Genomic DNA, 14,226 nt, shown 5'->3' on the forward strand with positions numbered 1-14,226 from the left:
CCGTCGTTTCGGGCGGCTACGGGCGGGGCTTGAAAAAACAGCGCGTCCCGCAAGAGGATTTTGCGGGACGCGGCGTCGGCATTTCGCGCCAGACTAATTGAAGATGTCGCTGATGGCGTCGCGGATGCTGCTTTTGATCTCGTCCTTGGTGGATTCCTTGGCGTCCTGGCCGATTTCCTTGGCGTCGTCGCCGAGGCCCATATCGCCGTTCTGCTGCGGGGGCTGCTGCATCTGGACCATATGCGAGTTCTTGGGCAGCTTGTAGTAGGAGGCGTCGAGGCTCTTCTTGGAAATCCTGGCCAGGCGCATCTCGTTGCCGTAGCGGAGGATGCCGCCGTAGCCCATCTTTTTCGCCTCGTTCAGGGAATCCTGGAAAGACTGGCCCATGGACTGGGTCAGCGCCTCGGACATGGCCATCCACGCCTCGGTGAGCTTCTTGATGTCGGCGTCAGAGGACATGACCATTTCGTCGCGGCGGAAGATCTTGCCGTTTTCGAAGATCACGGCGTTGTACACCGTGCCTTTGTACCCGGCCACGGTCTCGGTCTTGCCGGTCTTTTCATAGCGCACTTCGTAGTCCGGGTCGGAATCGCCGCCGCCGAACATGGAGGTCATGCCGCTGGAGGACATGCTCGAAGCCATGGCGCCGATATCGTACACCTGGCACTGGCCCTCATCGCAGTTTACGGAATAGACCTTGCCGTCGGTGAGCAGGGTGTAGGTCGTGGGCGAGGTGTCCATGCGGACGTGCTTGGCGTCCCTGGTGCAGATGGTGACCATGGCCCCGTCGGTATAGGTGTATGTGGCGACGATGTCGGACGCTGCCTGTGCGGCTGCCGGCATCGCCAGGACAAAACAGAGTAGAAGGGCTATCCTGCGCATCTTTTTTTCTCTCCTCGCTGTGTTTTCGGAACGGTTCCCGAGCTTTTCCCTCTAAAATCAGAATACGGCTCCTGATAGCATAATATTGTTTGCATTGGGTAGTCGGCTCACAGCTTTTTTGCCCCGCAATTTCTGCGGGGGGGGGCCAAGGGAAGCCTGTCCCTCCTCGAGTGTCTCCGTAAAGAAGTGAAGACGCTCGACGGAAGTTCCGTCAAACGTCTTCAAGGGTGATTGGGTCGTTTCTGATTCAGTTGCCGCCGCTTCGGCTGCCTGCGACGGCCTTAATAAATCGGGCAAGGGGAATTCTGCTCGAAGGGACTAGAACCATTGCGCTTAAACCGGCTATTCGGGTGCGCGTTTCGGGGCTACCCCCTTTAGGAGACCAGCGACTTCAATTGCAGTTGGTCGCAACCCGTCTGCAACCCGGTCAATAGTCGACCAAATAGAGTCCCTTGTCTGCCAAGTCGCCTTTGAAGCCGTTTCGTTCGACCAACAAGAACGTTTTTCCCTTCCTGGCAACCATGGGGAAATCATCCAAATCAATATTGGGGTCGGTGGGCCAATGCGTATTCCCGAAATGCCGGGCGTCGGTGTAGAAGGCGCGGAATTTCACGATAAGCTTGTTCCTCCGATAAGCCCGTTTGTCGCTATCCCTCGGCAGCAGGATCAGCACCGGAACGCCGTTTTGTCTGGCCTCGCGAACTTCTTTCATCGCGCGTGCAGTCTTTGCGTAGCCGCTGTCCATGTGAAGGTGTTTGCCTGCGTAGGCAACAATGGGAATGGCAAGGAGCAAAAAGAGCAGCATCCGTATTTTCCGATCATCCAGGCTGAACGGGAGCTTCAATGTTGCCGTCAATTGTCTGAAGCGAGGGGCCGACAAGAACAATATGATGGTGATCAGCGCCAATTCGAATATGGCACTTAGGTATCGGGGGAGAATTTGTTCAGGCCGGTGAAAGGGGAAAACGGAGGTGATGGCGTAGGCGTGTCCAATGAATCCGAACAGGAATGGTATGGCCGTTATATAGACGCTTCGCCACTTCCGGACTAGTGCCAGGACGGCCACGCTGAAGGCCGTATAATAAAGCGCTGCCGAACAATTGGATGAGTATTTGAAGTATACGAAAAAGTTGGCCAGGTATTGGAGTAGGGTATTGGATTGTGATTGCCAGGATCGGGGGGCGATTTGGGCGGCTCGAATCGGGTGGTGCGATAATTGGACAAGCTCCAGCCTGCCGAACGACGAGCCCGCCAGAGCGTTGAACAGCATGGTCTCCATGGCGAAACATGCCAGGAAGATGCCGAGAAAAAACAGGATATTGACAAGCCGCGATTGTTTGTCCTTCGAAAACATGTAGATAAGGACAAGAAATGAAGGAAGGTAGTAGACGATTGTAATTTTGGCTCCGTAGGCAAGGAAAAGGAACAGGGCGCTGGCCAAGAGGTTCAACCCGTGCCTGTTGTCCCGCCATCGAACCAGAAAATAGAGGGCTCCCAATAGAAAAAGTAAAGCCGTTCCCATGGGCAGAAGCTGTGTCCCCTGTCGCAGCATGGGGCCGGAAAGAATGACAAGAATGCCTGTAGCCAAGCCAACGCGCCACGTGCGTAATCTCTCCACCAGCAGAAAGCTAAAAATGGCCGAAAGGGTGGAGGCAATGAAAGGCCAGATATAGTAGCCGGTCGGTTCTGTCCCACAGCACTTTGCAACGAGGGACAAAGGAATGTTTATCGCCCATCGGCATGTGTGGTGATTGAGTCCAAGAGGAATGTCGCCGAAGAGGATAAATTGCTTGATCAGCGACCACTTGTAGATGGCGTCGCCACCAGTTTCGACAGTGTCAGACGCAAAGTAACGGAAGAGGAAGGAAAAAACGGCGAGAAACAGTAGGCAGCCATAAAGAAGAAAAGGGCGGTTTTTATTGTTGATTTCAGTGATTGTCGAGTCTTGCATTGGTACCTTTCAGTTTTCCTCATTCGTCAACAGATGGAGAAGAATGGGAGGGGGCATTCCCATTCTGTGGCATTATTCGAAACAAAATGAACTATAAAGAAAGCCGACACTAGCCTCAAAAAGGATTGTTTATGTCTGCACGCGGATATGATCGAAATGTATTGTATATCAAACAGACCCTACCTTACTTGTTGATAATGTAGATCCCGAATAGCCGTATTATTTTTTGATCCTTCCGCCACCGGATTCGGATTAACCAACGCCGAATGGATTTGAAAGAAAAAAACGTATGTGATTTGCCGGAGTCCTTTTTGTAAAATCTTTCAACTTCGGAAGTTTTTTTCTTTCCATTAATGGACCATCTGACAGCGCCATTTTTTTTGAAGTAAGAGATTATTAATTTGTCAAATCCTGTTTTGATCGCCATCTTGCTGACAAATTCATCTTTATTTATATTCTCTCTATACTTGTCATATGTTTTGTTGGCGTTGTGCTGCGTGTGTTTTGCGAAGAGATCTCGACAAACTGCCATCTTTAAATTGTGTTTGAACGCTTGGTAAAAGAATAGGTAGTGTTCTTGGGTTTTCATTTCAGAATCCCAACCAAACGTTTTAACCGAATCTGTTTTGGCGATGAAAAAGTTCATCATGCAGTCAGTGTAAGCAAAATTGGGAATGTAAAATTCATTTACATCCATCATGAGCGTGTCATCTGCCTCCATGAATTTGGCGATGAAGGCTCTTTCGGAATACTTGCCTGTTTCAAGTTTGTATTCATCCTCCAGCCATCCGCCTAAAATGTCGAGGTCGTCTTTTTCCAGGATGTTAATTGCACTGTCAATGTCACAGCGATTATCAAGTATGAAGTCGTCATCGCAGTAAAGGAAATATGGGGTCTTGACTTCTTTCAAGAGCCTGTTCCTTCCATCCCCGCTTCCTATATTGAATTCGTAGGTTTGGTAATTGGTGTTTATGTCCGGAAAGTTATGAACGACCGATGCGTTTTTCCTTATAGTCTCATCATCGCTATCGTCGCCAATCAAGACTTCTGCAAATCTGATTGAATGCTGTTTTTGATAGTCGGATGTGGATTGTAAGAATCTTTCCAACATGTCGGGGCGGAAAAATGTTTTGACTATGATTGATAGATTGTTAAAATTATTCATTTTTCTTTAATAGGCTCGCTGTTGTCCGAAGGCCGCGCTCTTTCCTCGAGTCCGTCTGCGTCGGAGCAGGCTGCGTTAGTGCGAATAAATAATAACTATTGTTTATTTGTATTGTTGTGTTGAGGTGCGCAAAGACGTTATTCCTCGTTTTGCTGAATGGCAAGGTGTTGTATTAAATAAGTTCACATAGTTATTGTTGATCCAGGGCTATGCCGCCAGGTGGTTTTGAACTTACAACAGCGAACGGTTACATTCCGCTCTTGGGGGATATCCACCAAGAGCAGGGCTGGATGTGGCGGCATATGCTTTTCTTTCAGCCCTCCCCTAGAAATGGGGGGGTACCCCCTCAGTGTGACCAAGCTTCGGCATCCTGTTGAACGCCGTATCCAGCCGGTCCACGACGGACATCTCGCGGGGCTCCACAAAGCTCAGCCCAGCCAGCTTGCTATGGATGGAACGCAGGGGAGAGAGTGCTTTGTGGGTGACCTTGTCCTTGCCCTCGAAGCAACGCTTCCACGTGTCGGCAGCGGCCTTGGCGACCTCATCGAAAAGCGTGTCGCCGAGTTCACTTACTTCGTTCTGCAAGCCATGCCCGACGACGTTATCCGTGGGCGGGACGAGCTTGAAGAATTGCCACCGGAAATCCAACCGACTGCGAACGTAATCCGCACTGACCTGGGAACTCCCGATAAGGCTTTTCCCGCCGGGATGTTGAGATATCCAGCCACGCACAGCCTCGTCGTGGCGGCTGAGGGATTGCTCCTTTGCGGCCAGAAAGTCGTCGCGGATGGCGTTCAACTCGATAACTATGTCGTCGGCCATATCTTCAGGGATGCCCCAGCCGCCGAGAAAGCGGACGCCGGTCCGGTCCAGGAGGTTAACGGCGCGAGCCTTGAGGGTGCCGAAGATGCGCAGTTCCTTGGGATCGCAAATCTTCTTGCTGCCAAGCGAAGCAAGCTCCTCCGGCGGCAGTTTCGCACACTGAAGTCGGCGGGCGTCAGCTTCTTGCGGGCAGTCCAGATGCTTACGTTCAGATTCAGGGCCATGAGGTTGTCGAAGACGGTGATATTGGTATCCTTCATGATGCTTTCTCCTTTTGATGGGGGAATATGCGTTGTGCGAGTTCGTGCAGCACGGTCCGGATCTCAGGTGAGGCACGATATCCAAGCGCACGATCAAGCGCGTAGGTGACGGGCTGGATGCCCTGCCTTGCAAGGGGTTGGAATCGGACAGTCAAATCTGCCCAACGAATCAGAGTACGAGTGGAGAACGTCACTTCAATGGTGTCGCGAAAGCTTCCGTCCGCTTCACCCATGAAGAGCTTGCGCACCTCGTTGGCGAACTCGACCATCTTGGTGCGCACTTCCGAGGGAAGCCCCCGAACTTTGTGGAACAGCAGTTCCCGTTCCGCCTTGGGGCTTGGATAGCCAATCTCGCACAGCCAGAAGCGATCCATGAACGCCAGGTTCTGCCGAAGCGTCCCTTGATAGAGACCGGTCTCGTCCGTACCGCCATTCGTATTGGCGGTAGCGGTGAACCGGAACAGAGGATAAGGCTTGATGATCTCACCGCCATTTTCAGGAATGCACAGCGGGTCGCCGTCGAGGATGCCATTCAGGCCAGCGGCGGTTGCCGGATCAAGCAGATCGATCTCGTTCAGCAGAAAGAGCCCGCCAAATCTCATGGCGAGTGCAAACGGTCCGTGCTGGAAGGACATATTCGAGTCCTCCACGGTCAGATGTCCGACCAGGTCTGGGAACTCCAGCCGTCCATGGCCGGTGATGTCGAACACTGGATAATTTAGCTTGGCCGCAAGTTGCTTGATAAGGCTGGTCTTGCCACTCCCTGCAGGGCCAAACACGTAGAGCGGATCGGATGAATCCATGAACCACACTACGGCATTCCGGCTGGAGTCATGGAACAGGTATTCCGGGTTGATGCCAGGGGTGAACGAAGACGAGGACGCAAAGCCGCGCACAGTACGTTTGGATTTCTTGCCACTGAAGACTTCGCCAGCATCATGGTCAGCAGGTTGCAGAGTTTGTAATTCTTTCAAAATATCATTCATTGTTTTCCTCCTTAGAATGAGAAAACCCCGGCCCTGCATGCGCAGAACCGGGGTTGGACCAACTGAACTATTTATGCCAACTGGCATGTTAATGATATGTGTAGCCGCCCGCCTCCTTAAGCTTTGCCGCTTGGTTCAAAAGGGTTTGCATTGGCAACGAACTACAGGCGTCTGTCAAAGTAAGCCCCATATCAAGTGGGCAATTTGTTTTTGCTCCATGCGCGAGCAAGAGTTGAACAAGTTCGATATCGTTGAGCAAAACAGCCTGAAAAAGTGGTGTCATTCCGTCACGGTGCACATCGTTCACGTCAACTCCCTCAGCAAGGAGGATCTTGACGTTTTCAATCGCTCCAGCTGATGTCCCATAGCCGTCTCTACAGCATCCTGGCCATGGGCGATCTGCGGTGTTGGAAGCGCAATTCAGTACCGCATAAAGCAGCGGTGACAGCTCTCCATATTCAGTCGGAATCCGTTGGTTCATGTCAACGCCTCGCTTGATCAACAGCTTCAGCAAAATGGGATTACGATGAACCAAGACCATATGAAGAGCGGTATGTTTGAGTTGACCCTTATCCGTAATCAGCGCCTCAGGGAGCAAGCCTTTCGGGATGTGACGCATGGGTGTCATCAATGTCTCGGCTGAGATGGGGTTGTCGTCACGGCTCAGAATGGCTTCAGCAACTTTATATCTGTTGCCCCAGGCTTCCTGTGCCATGGTCTCATAAAATGCATTGCTTTCCAGTACAGTGCGAAAATTGAGATTGATTCCTTTCGTGATGTATTGAATGGCCCGATCACAGTCATGGTCCTTGATGGCTGAACATAGTTTGTTGTTGTCTGTCGTGTAGGCTTTTATGATGGCATCAAGCTGCCCTTTGTATTTTGCTTTGCTATCTGTTTGCGCCTCAGGAGAAGCGACAATTTCTGGAATCCAATCGCCGAACAATCCCTCGAAACGGCGTCGTCCGATTTCAAGAACTCGTCGTCGATACTCATTGTCGTCGAGATCATGTTTGGAGAATTCATCCTGTCTGACGGAAACATCCCAGAGTGCGGCACATTGGTCATGCCATTGGGACCAAGATTGCATTTTCTTGATATGTAGCCAGTACTTGTGACGGGACTTTCCGGAGCTTTGTTTGAGCGAAAGCAGATAGCATGCCGTGGAATGTGTCATCTCAAGTATAAGGGGCATGAGTTTTCCAGCCCGATAGCGGGCATTGCAAAATGCTTCCCAGAGAAGGTCGTACCCGCCTTCCACGTCATTGCTTTCGATGGCTTTGAGGCCGTCCGTAAAAGGAAGGCTGAACGAGTGAAAGCCGCCTTTGTCTGGCGCGGTTCTTAGATCATGAAGCCTGGATGTGGATGGCGTGCCTTTACGTCCATAAGGAGGAAGTACTTTCAGGCATTCGACAAACTGTTTCTTCTCTTCTTCATAAGGTGCGAACCAAAAACGTTCTTCATGTAGCTCAGCGATTATTTTTAAAGGTGGCTGTCGTTCTTCCACTTGCTCAATGATGATCCGCTTAGCAATTTTAGTACGGTTATAGAATGAAGCCTCGGCATGAACAGGCATGTCGATGAATGTCCGTATGCATTGAGTGAAAGAGCTTCTCACAAGCTCAAGATATGCCGTTTCAAAAGAGTCCCATAGCTCGTTGGCCTGCTTTTCGTATTCACGTGAGAGAAAGCGGCGAGCGTTGTCCACAGTACTGGCTATGATAAGTCCAGTCCTCAGGGAGCAGCGGAGTTCTTGCGTAACTTTCCCAGAGAGGTACTGGGCTTCGGCCATGGCAAGAATCGTCGCCATTGATGGAGAAGAAGATCCCATTTCCCATTTGGCAATAGTCTGTGCTTCTTTAATTATATTGTCGTTGGAGAGCCAGAAGGTCTCCTTATCCATTTGGGCTCGGCGGCACCACCAGTTCAGGAAGCGGCCAACTGCTGATTTCCCCTTGCGAGGCAGAAACCATGTTGGGGTACGTGGGAGAGGTGTTTCTACAGGACCGCCGCAGATGCAACTGGTGAACGCAATTCTGAAAGCGGTATGTGCGAGGATTTTCGAAAGATATTCTCTGAAAAGCGATTCCCATGCCTGCTTCGAATCAACCCAATTGGTGCTGGGAAAAGCCATACGCCGACACCAGTTCGCTTCGTGCAGAAGTTCTACGCAGACAATACTGAGGATGATTGATCGAATATCCTTGTGGCCGAAAAGCTGAGCCATCAGAATTTCGAACTCATCATGTCCCACTATGGCCTCGTCTCTAAGAAAACGTTCGAGTTGCTTTCTCTGAGAGCCTCCGAGGAAGTGCTGTAAATCAGAAGCCTTAAAAAACGTTTTGATGGCTGACGCGACAGGGGAGTAGTATGTTCGTTCTTGTGTCATGGTATTCGGGTTGACGGGCGGACTGTCTCCAGCCCGCCCGAGTGTGATTATTCTTCGTCGCCGATATAGCTGTCGTTGTTCGGATTGTGGGCGTCGGCCCAGTCGTCCATATCGGCATCATTGTTGGGGTTGTTGATGTCCGACCAAATGTCGAGTTCTTCCTGGCTCATGTTCGAAGTATCCATAACGTATTCTCCTTATGCTTGAAATGGTTCTTACTTGGCTTTTTTGTTGGGATTCTTTTGCGTTCCGCGATTCCCTTGCACCTGATCGTACTGACGGTTGGTGCCTTTACTTCCTTTGTTGGAATTGCTTTGATTCGCTTTGTTGTCTGCCGGTTTCATAAATCCTCCTTGGGGTATTTTTATCCTCCTTATCCATTGAGACGAGTGGTGGCGAATATCCGGGCGGACAATATTTTTCATTAAGCAGAATGTGAGGGCTTAACAGGACTACGCAGCAGGATTCAGTGGCTTGTGAACCTTGCCGATGTACAGCCGTTCGTGTGCTCTGCCAGCCTGTTCGCACTGCTCCAAAGCTGCCTGCGCCCGGAGTTCATCGCCAGTTAATAAGGTCAACTTGTCCACCAACAAGGAGCGGTCGAGCGTCCTTCGGCCTGCTACGGTTGCGACCCGGAAACGGTGGTCTCCGGTTGAGATCCAGTCCTGTGTTCCGATCAAATTGTATGTCTGTCGGATACGTTCTTCTGCATCTGCGATACGTCCTTCCAAAGCGGTCTTTCGCTCCTTAAGCATGGCAAGCTCTTCCAGCTCCAGACCGCAAGCGGAATCCGAGGGGATGCTCGCCGCCTGAAACTTCGGGCAGTCCGCGTTGACATTACACCAGTCGCACAAGGGATGGAACCCCCGGCAGTAATCCAGGTCGTTCAATCCCAGGTTGTCGGAGTGCACGTCTTCCGTAGTACGCCATATGCCCACAGCTGTTTGCAGACATATCTCCAGCATGGCCTCATCCGGCAAATATGGCCCGAATGGTCTGACCTCGGCCATGGAGATGGATAACACCTAGGCCTCGATGTCCACATTGTCCGGGAATTCGGGGAGCGCCACACTGAATAGGCCTTGAATTATCTGCGGGAACGTGACCGATTACAGGCCAGTGCCAGGAGCGGAAAAGCACGGTTCGGTCCAACAGGACTTGAGCAGCCCGACCTGGCCGTACAATTGTGCCTCGTACGACGCATACAGCGAATCTGGGATACGCTCATTGCTCTTCAGTTCCAGAACCCGCATGGCAGGCCGCTGCACGCCCCATACCAGGGTGAAGTTCAAATGTGCCTTGATGGGAACGCCATCGTGCTCGACGCCGATTTGAAGCAAGGAGAGCAGCTTCACGTCACTAGCTGTAAGAGCCTTCTCGATCTCATACTCCTGCCAATGGCCTCGCGGTAGGACAAGCTGACGCCCAAGGATTTCGGCTAGTTCCTTGGTAGCTAATCTATTTATGGCGGATGCGGCGGGAATAGAGGTTATGCCAAGCTTGCTAGCCACAAACGCCCGTATGCACTCCATGCCCTTGCCGATGTCGGACATGCCTATGTACTGGCTGCGATCCCCAAGCTCACAGGCCGTTTTTTGTTCGGCATGCGTCAGAAGGCCTTGGGTCAGCAGCCGTATCAATCCTTGTGCTTTTGTGTCGTCAGGCTGCATCTGCGTACCTCCACCAGACTTTGCGGGAGCCATTCCACTGGAATCCGGCCTTGCGCAGAAACTCCTTCTTGGAATGGGTGTCGCCGGTTGCTAGCACGCACTGCTTGCCGCCATTGGCCGTACCCTTCCGGTATTGTACGCCATCAAGACGAGGAAGATTGACAGCTCCAAGGGGATTATCCTTTGGCATTGATTTTGGCTGTGTAGCGGGTGAATTTATCTCGTGATTGCGGGGCGAAAAACCGGTGTTGTGCGGCTCTCTTTGATGCGAGGCCAATTTACCATCATCGTCACTTTCCGTTACGATCCCGATCAAAGCCGACAATCCATATCGACGGGCATAGGTCATAGCCGATCCGTATCCTTGGGGATCATTCTTCGGCCGCGGCATGGTCAATAACGACGCCTGCCATTGACCTGTTTCAGCATGGACGATCTTGGTAACAAAGCCGAGTTGATTAGCATCAACCGACACAGGATACTGGGTCAACCAGACGCCGTGTTCAAGCAGAGCCTCGCGGCACGCATTCATGACCGAATGAAGCGTGGCGTAGCGGCTGTTTGTGAATGTGTTTTCAGCATCTTTGAGTGCAGGTGATAGACTTTGCTGGATCTGAATCATTGCCTCAGCCAATTCCGTGATTTCTGGAGAGCTCATCTGCAGTTCCATCGAAACCTCCTTGATAAGACAAAAGCCCTGTGCCGCGATGGGCAGCACAGGGGCAATGTGGTGATTTGGAAAATGAAACTAAAAATATCGAAGTTCAGTTTGATAATATATGTTTCAAATAAATTGAAAAGCATACAGGGTGAAACCACAGGTCGAGCCCAAAGTTCCTGCTATCATGTATAGTCAATAATCTCTTTTAGCTGGACGGCTAAAGCGATATCGGATTATTGGATATTGTTTAAGTCGAAGTATTGTTAAGGAAGGCCGTATGAAGAATGCTAACACTGTGCCGGTATATGTTGAAACACTGGTAAATATTTTTAACTCCATGCAAAATGATAACGGAAGGGAGATCTTGTTGGCACACCTCAAGCAGCTTGACTATAGAGAAACTGCGGGCCTGTGTTTAAATATGCAAGGAGAGTTATTCTTTGACGATAATGTTTGCAAGGAGACTCTTTGCAGAGCCAAAACGAGAGACGAGGTCCAAGTTATCATGGATCTATTTGTTAAACTGTTCAAAGCAGCAGATGCGCTTGGCCGGTCCGTCAGTGAGCTAAAAACTATTAAAGAGGCCGCTTCAGAGGATGTCGAGTTGTCAATTAATATTGGACCGCTGGGGGCTGATGAAGATCATAAGGTAATATCGAACTGCTCCACTTTCGTTTCTGGAATAAAAGACTTCTACGGTGAAATCACTGGCGATGGAGGAATGCAATTTGGAACTCCAACCTATGAAACTGAATAAACTGCCAAAGGAGGCCCTATGTCACTTCCTGAACAATTGATAGCCGAAACCTGGACCTCAAAAGTCGCCCGCAAGATCTTTCCCCTCCTTGTTTGGTATGCCAAGGCTGGCAGGTCTCTTACATATGGAGAGTTAGATGCCGAGGTAGTAAAGCGTGGCTGGAGTCACTCTGTGATGGCGGTTAACTACGGGAAACCCGCTGGCACAATCGGTGACGTACTGATTGATCTCTCTGAAGAATGGAAAGAAGAAGTGCCCCCGCTCAATGCTATTGTAGTGAATGCAGCGACGGGCCTTCCTGGGTCAGGAGTCAATTACTACCTCGAAAGATATTGCGAGCGCGATGACATTCCTGACCTAAATAATAGGGAAAGGCTCTCTGTCGTCCAAGAAGTTCACGCTGACGTGTTCGCATATCAGTATTGGGATGATGTTCTTGAAGCATGCTCCCTTAAACCCCTTAAAAGAGGTCCCACAAGTACACGGCTTAAAACAAATGCTTCTCCCGCACGGGGAGGGTGGTCGAATGAAGGCGAAAGCATAGAACATAAGCGGTTGAAAGAGTATTGCGCCAGAAATGCGGCATCGTTTTTTGAACTTGATGATATCGTGAACGTCCACCAGGAGTATCAATTTGCATCAGGCGACAAAGCGGATGTTGTTATTGAAACCGAAACATCCCTGGTTGGGGTTGAAGTGAAATCCAGGATTTCGAACGAAGCGGATTTAAACAGGGGACTCTTTCAATGTATCAAATATCAAGCCTTGCTGCGTGCAGAGCAAAGAGCCATGCGACGCCCTGCTACGGCGTGGGCGGTGTTGGTCTCCGAGCGGGAGTTGCCTACCTTGCTGGCCAACCTGGCAGATACGCTTGAAATCACGTGCTATGTGAAGGGGAAATAGGGGGCGATTTCGGGACACCTATTTGCACCCCTGTCTCGACCAACCGGGCAAGCCCTTGAGCATTCACTTTTCTCATTCGATGTACTATGCCATTTCAAATGTTATCAATTTTAACAGGATACGAAGATGACCGCGTTGGAACAACATGTTTTTCTTAAGAAAATGGAGAAGCGCCTCTGGGAGGCTGCTTGCAAGCTCCTGCCTTCCCTGGATGCGGCTGTGTACAAGCACGTCGTGCTCGGGTTGGTCTTTCTAAAATATGTCGGCGACAGCTTCGTGCAACGGCAGGAGGAGCTGAAGGCTCAGTTCGCTGATCCTGATCATGAGTACTTCCTCGATGACGACCTGGAAGATGAAGAGCTGTTGAATGACGAGCTGGAGGAGCGCGACTACTACACCGAAGCCAACGTGTTCTGGGTGCCGGAGAAAGGGCGCTGGTCCACGTTGCTTGAATGCGTGAAGCTCAACCCTGGTTCCAAGCTGCCTTGGGGGGCTGAATTCAAGAGCGTGGGCAGCCTGCTTGATGATGCCATGGATGCCATCGAGAAGGAGAACCCGGTCCTCAAGAATGTATTGAACAAGGACTTTGCGCGGCTTCAGGTGGAAAGCTCCAAGCTGGCCGAGGTCATGGACCTGATCAACACCATCCCATTTGAGCACGAAAGCCTGAAGGCCAAGGATATCCTGGGCCATGTGTATGAATATTTCCTGGGGCAGTTCGCGGCGGCGGAAGGCAAGAAGGGCGGCCAGTATTATACGCCGAAATCCATTGTTACGCTGATCGTCGAGATGCTCCGCCCGTACCAGGGCCGCGTATATGACCCGGCTTGCGGTTCAGGCGGCTTTTTTGTTTCCAGTGAGGAATTCGTCGAGGCCCATGGCGGGAGGGTCGGCAACCTGTCCATTTACGGCCAGGAATCCAACCCGACCACGTGGAAGCTGGCGGCCATGAATATGGCCATTCGGGGCATTGAGTTTGACTTCGGCAAGGAGCCTGCCGATACGTTTGGCAACGACCAGCACGCCGACAAGCGCTTTGATTACATCATGGCGAACCCGCCGTTCAACATCAGCGGCTGGGGCGCAAACAAACTGGCCGACGACGTGCGCTGGAAGTACGGGGTGCCGCCGGACAGCAACGCAAACTTCGCGTGGATGCAGCACATGATCCACCACCTTGGCCCCAAGGGGAAAATGGCCCTGCTGCTGGCCAATGGCTCCATGTCCACCGCGACCAATGGTGAAGCGGACATCCGCCGTCAGATTGTCGATGCGGATCTCGTGGAGTGCATCGTGGCTCTGCCTGGACAGCTTTTCACCAATACGCAGATCCCGGCCTGCATCTGGTTCCTGAATAAGGACAAATCCAACGGACAGAACATCGAGACGTTGAGGGACCGTACCGGCGAGGTGCTGTTCATTGATGCCCGCAAATGCGGCTACATGATCGACCGCGTATTGCGCGACTTTGACCGCGAGAAGGACATCCTGCGGATAGCGCAGACCCTGCTCAACTGGCAGATGGGCGACAAGGCAGAGACGCCCTATGCGGACGAGGCCGGATTCTGTGCCTCGGTCGAATTGAAGGATATCCGCAAGCATGACTACGTGCTGACGCCGGGCCGATATGTCGGCGCTCCCGAGGAAGAGGACGACGGCGTCCCATTTGAAGAAAAGATGGCGGCTTTGACCTCGACACTGTTTGAACAGATGGCCGAGGGGCAGCGGTTGGATGGCCGGATTCGAGAGAATCTAAAAATATTAGGATTCGGTGATTGAT

14 protein-coding genes are annotated in these 14,226 nt (G+C 51.3%); 3 read left to right on the plus strand and 11 right to left on the minus strand.

Features of this window, described 5'->3' with window-relative positions; translation table 11 throughout:
- Nucleotides 1–93: 93 nt before the first annotated feature.
- From PSN43_RS00965 to PSN43_RS01015, 11 genes are all read right to left on the minus strand, one after another.
- Nucleotides 94–843, minus strand: a complete 750-nt coding sequence (locus PSN43_RS00965; protein ID WP_272698842.1) for a hypothetical protein — start codon at nt 841–843, stop codon at nt 94–96.
- Nucleotides 844–1,309: 466 nt separating this feature from the next.
- Nucleotides 1,310–2,833 (minus strand): ArnT family glycosyltransferase, encoded by a 1,524-nt coding sequence (locus tag PSN43_RS00970; RefSeq protein WP_272698843.1) that lies wholly within the window; start codon nt 2,831–2,833, stop codon nt 1,310–1,312.
- Nucleotides 2,834–3,017: 184 nt separating this feature from the next.
- The gene (locus tag PSN43_RS00975; RefSeq protein ID WP_272698844.1) at nt 3,018–3,998 is read right to left on the minus strand and encodes a glycosyltransferase family 2 protein; all 981 of its coding nucleotides are present in this window, start codon (nt 3,996–3,998) and stop codon (nt 3,018–3,020) included.
- 324 nt (nt 3,999–4,322) lie between these two features.
- Nucleotides 4,323–5,171 carry a DUF3150 domain-containing protein gene (locus PSN43_RS00980; RefSeq protein WP_272699202.1) on the minus strand — a complete coding sequence of 283 codons (849 nt, stop codon included), beginning with the start codon at nt 5,169–5,171 and terminating at the stop codon, nt 4,323–4,325.
- Nucleotides 5,077–6,066, minus strand: coding sequence for an AAA family ATPase (locus PSN43_RS00985; RefSeq protein ID WP_272698845.1), 990 nt, complete (start codon nt 6,064–6,066; stop codon nt 5,077–5,079). The genes PSN43_RS00980 and PSN43_RS00985 overlap by 95 nt, the downstream gene beginning before the upstream one ends.
- Nucleotides 6,067–6,154: 88 nt before the next feature.
- The gene (locus tag PSN43_RS00990) at nt 6,155–8,455 is read right to left on the minus strand and encodes an ankyrin repeat domain-containing protein (protein WP_272698846.1); all 2,301 of its coding nucleotides are present in this window, start codon (nt 8,453–8,455) and stop codon (nt 6,155–6,157) included.
- Nucleotides 8,456–8,502: 47 nt separating this feature from the next.
- A complete protein-coding gene (locus PSN43_RS00995) occupies nt 8,503–8,640 on the minus strand; it encodes a hypothetical protein (protein WP_272698847.1) in 138 nt (45 codons plus the stop codon).
- Between the two features lie 30 nt (nt 8,641–8,670).
- A complete protein-coding gene (locus PSN43_RS01000; protein ID WP_272698848.1) occupies nt 8,671–8,799 on the minus strand; it encodes a hypothetical protein in 129 nt (42 codons plus the stop codon).
- A gap of 108 nt (nt 8,800–8,907) precedes the next feature.
- Nucleotides 8,908–9,465 (minus strand): hypothetical protein, encoded by a 558-nt coding sequence (locus PSN43_RS01005; RefSeq protein WP_272698849.1) that lies wholly within the window; start codon nt 9,463–9,465, stop codon nt 8,908–8,910.
- 99 nt (nt 9,466–9,564) lie between these two features.
- The gene (locus PSN43_RS01010; RefSeq protein ID WP_272698850.1) at nt 9,565–10,125 is read right to left on the minus strand and encodes a hypothetical protein; all 561 of its coding nucleotides are present in this window, start codon (nt 10,123–10,125) and stop codon (nt 9,565–9,567) included.
- On the minus strand, nt 10,115–10,795 hold the full coding sequence (locus tag PSN43_RS01015) for an ERF family protein (RefSeq protein ID WP_272698851.1): 681 nt from the start codon (nt 10,793–10,795) through the stop codon (nt 10,115–10,117). The genes PSN43_RS01010 and PSN43_RS01015 overlap by 11 nt, the downstream gene beginning before the upstream one ends.
- Nucleotides 10,796–11,063: 268 nt before the next feature.
- Here PSN43_RS01015 and PSN43_RS01020 point away from each other — a divergent pair, with 268 nt between their 5' ends.
- The 3 genes from PSN43_RS01020 (at nt 11,064) to PSN43_RS01030 (ending at nt 14,225) form a co-directional block, all read left to right on the plus strand.
- The gene (locus PSN43_RS01020; RefSeq protein WP_272698852.1) at nt 11,064–11,543 is read left to right on the plus strand and encodes a hypothetical protein; all 480 of its coding nucleotides are present in this window, start codon (nt 11,064–11,066) and stop codon (nt 11,541–11,543) included.
- 18 nt (nt 11,544–11,561) lie between these two features.
- A complete protein-coding gene (locus PSN43_RS01025) occupies nt 11,562–12,446 on the plus strand; it encodes a hypothetical protein (protein ID WP_272698853.1) in 885 nt (294 codons plus the stop codon).
- A gap of 126 nt (nt 12,447–12,572) precedes the next feature.
- Nucleotides 12,573–14,225 (plus strand): class I SAM-dependent DNA methyltransferase, encoded by a 1,653-nt coding sequence (locus PSN43_RS01030; protein WP_272698854.1) that lies wholly within the window; start codon nt 12,573–12,575, stop codon nt 14,223–14,225.
- Nucleotide 14,226 lies beyond the last annotated feature (1 nt).

Source organism: Desulfovibrio sp. Fe33 (assembly GCF_028532725.1).
Taxonomy (GTDB): Bacteria; Desulfobacterota; Desulfovibrionia; order Desulfovibrionales; family Desulfovibrionaceae; genus Pseudodesulfovibrio.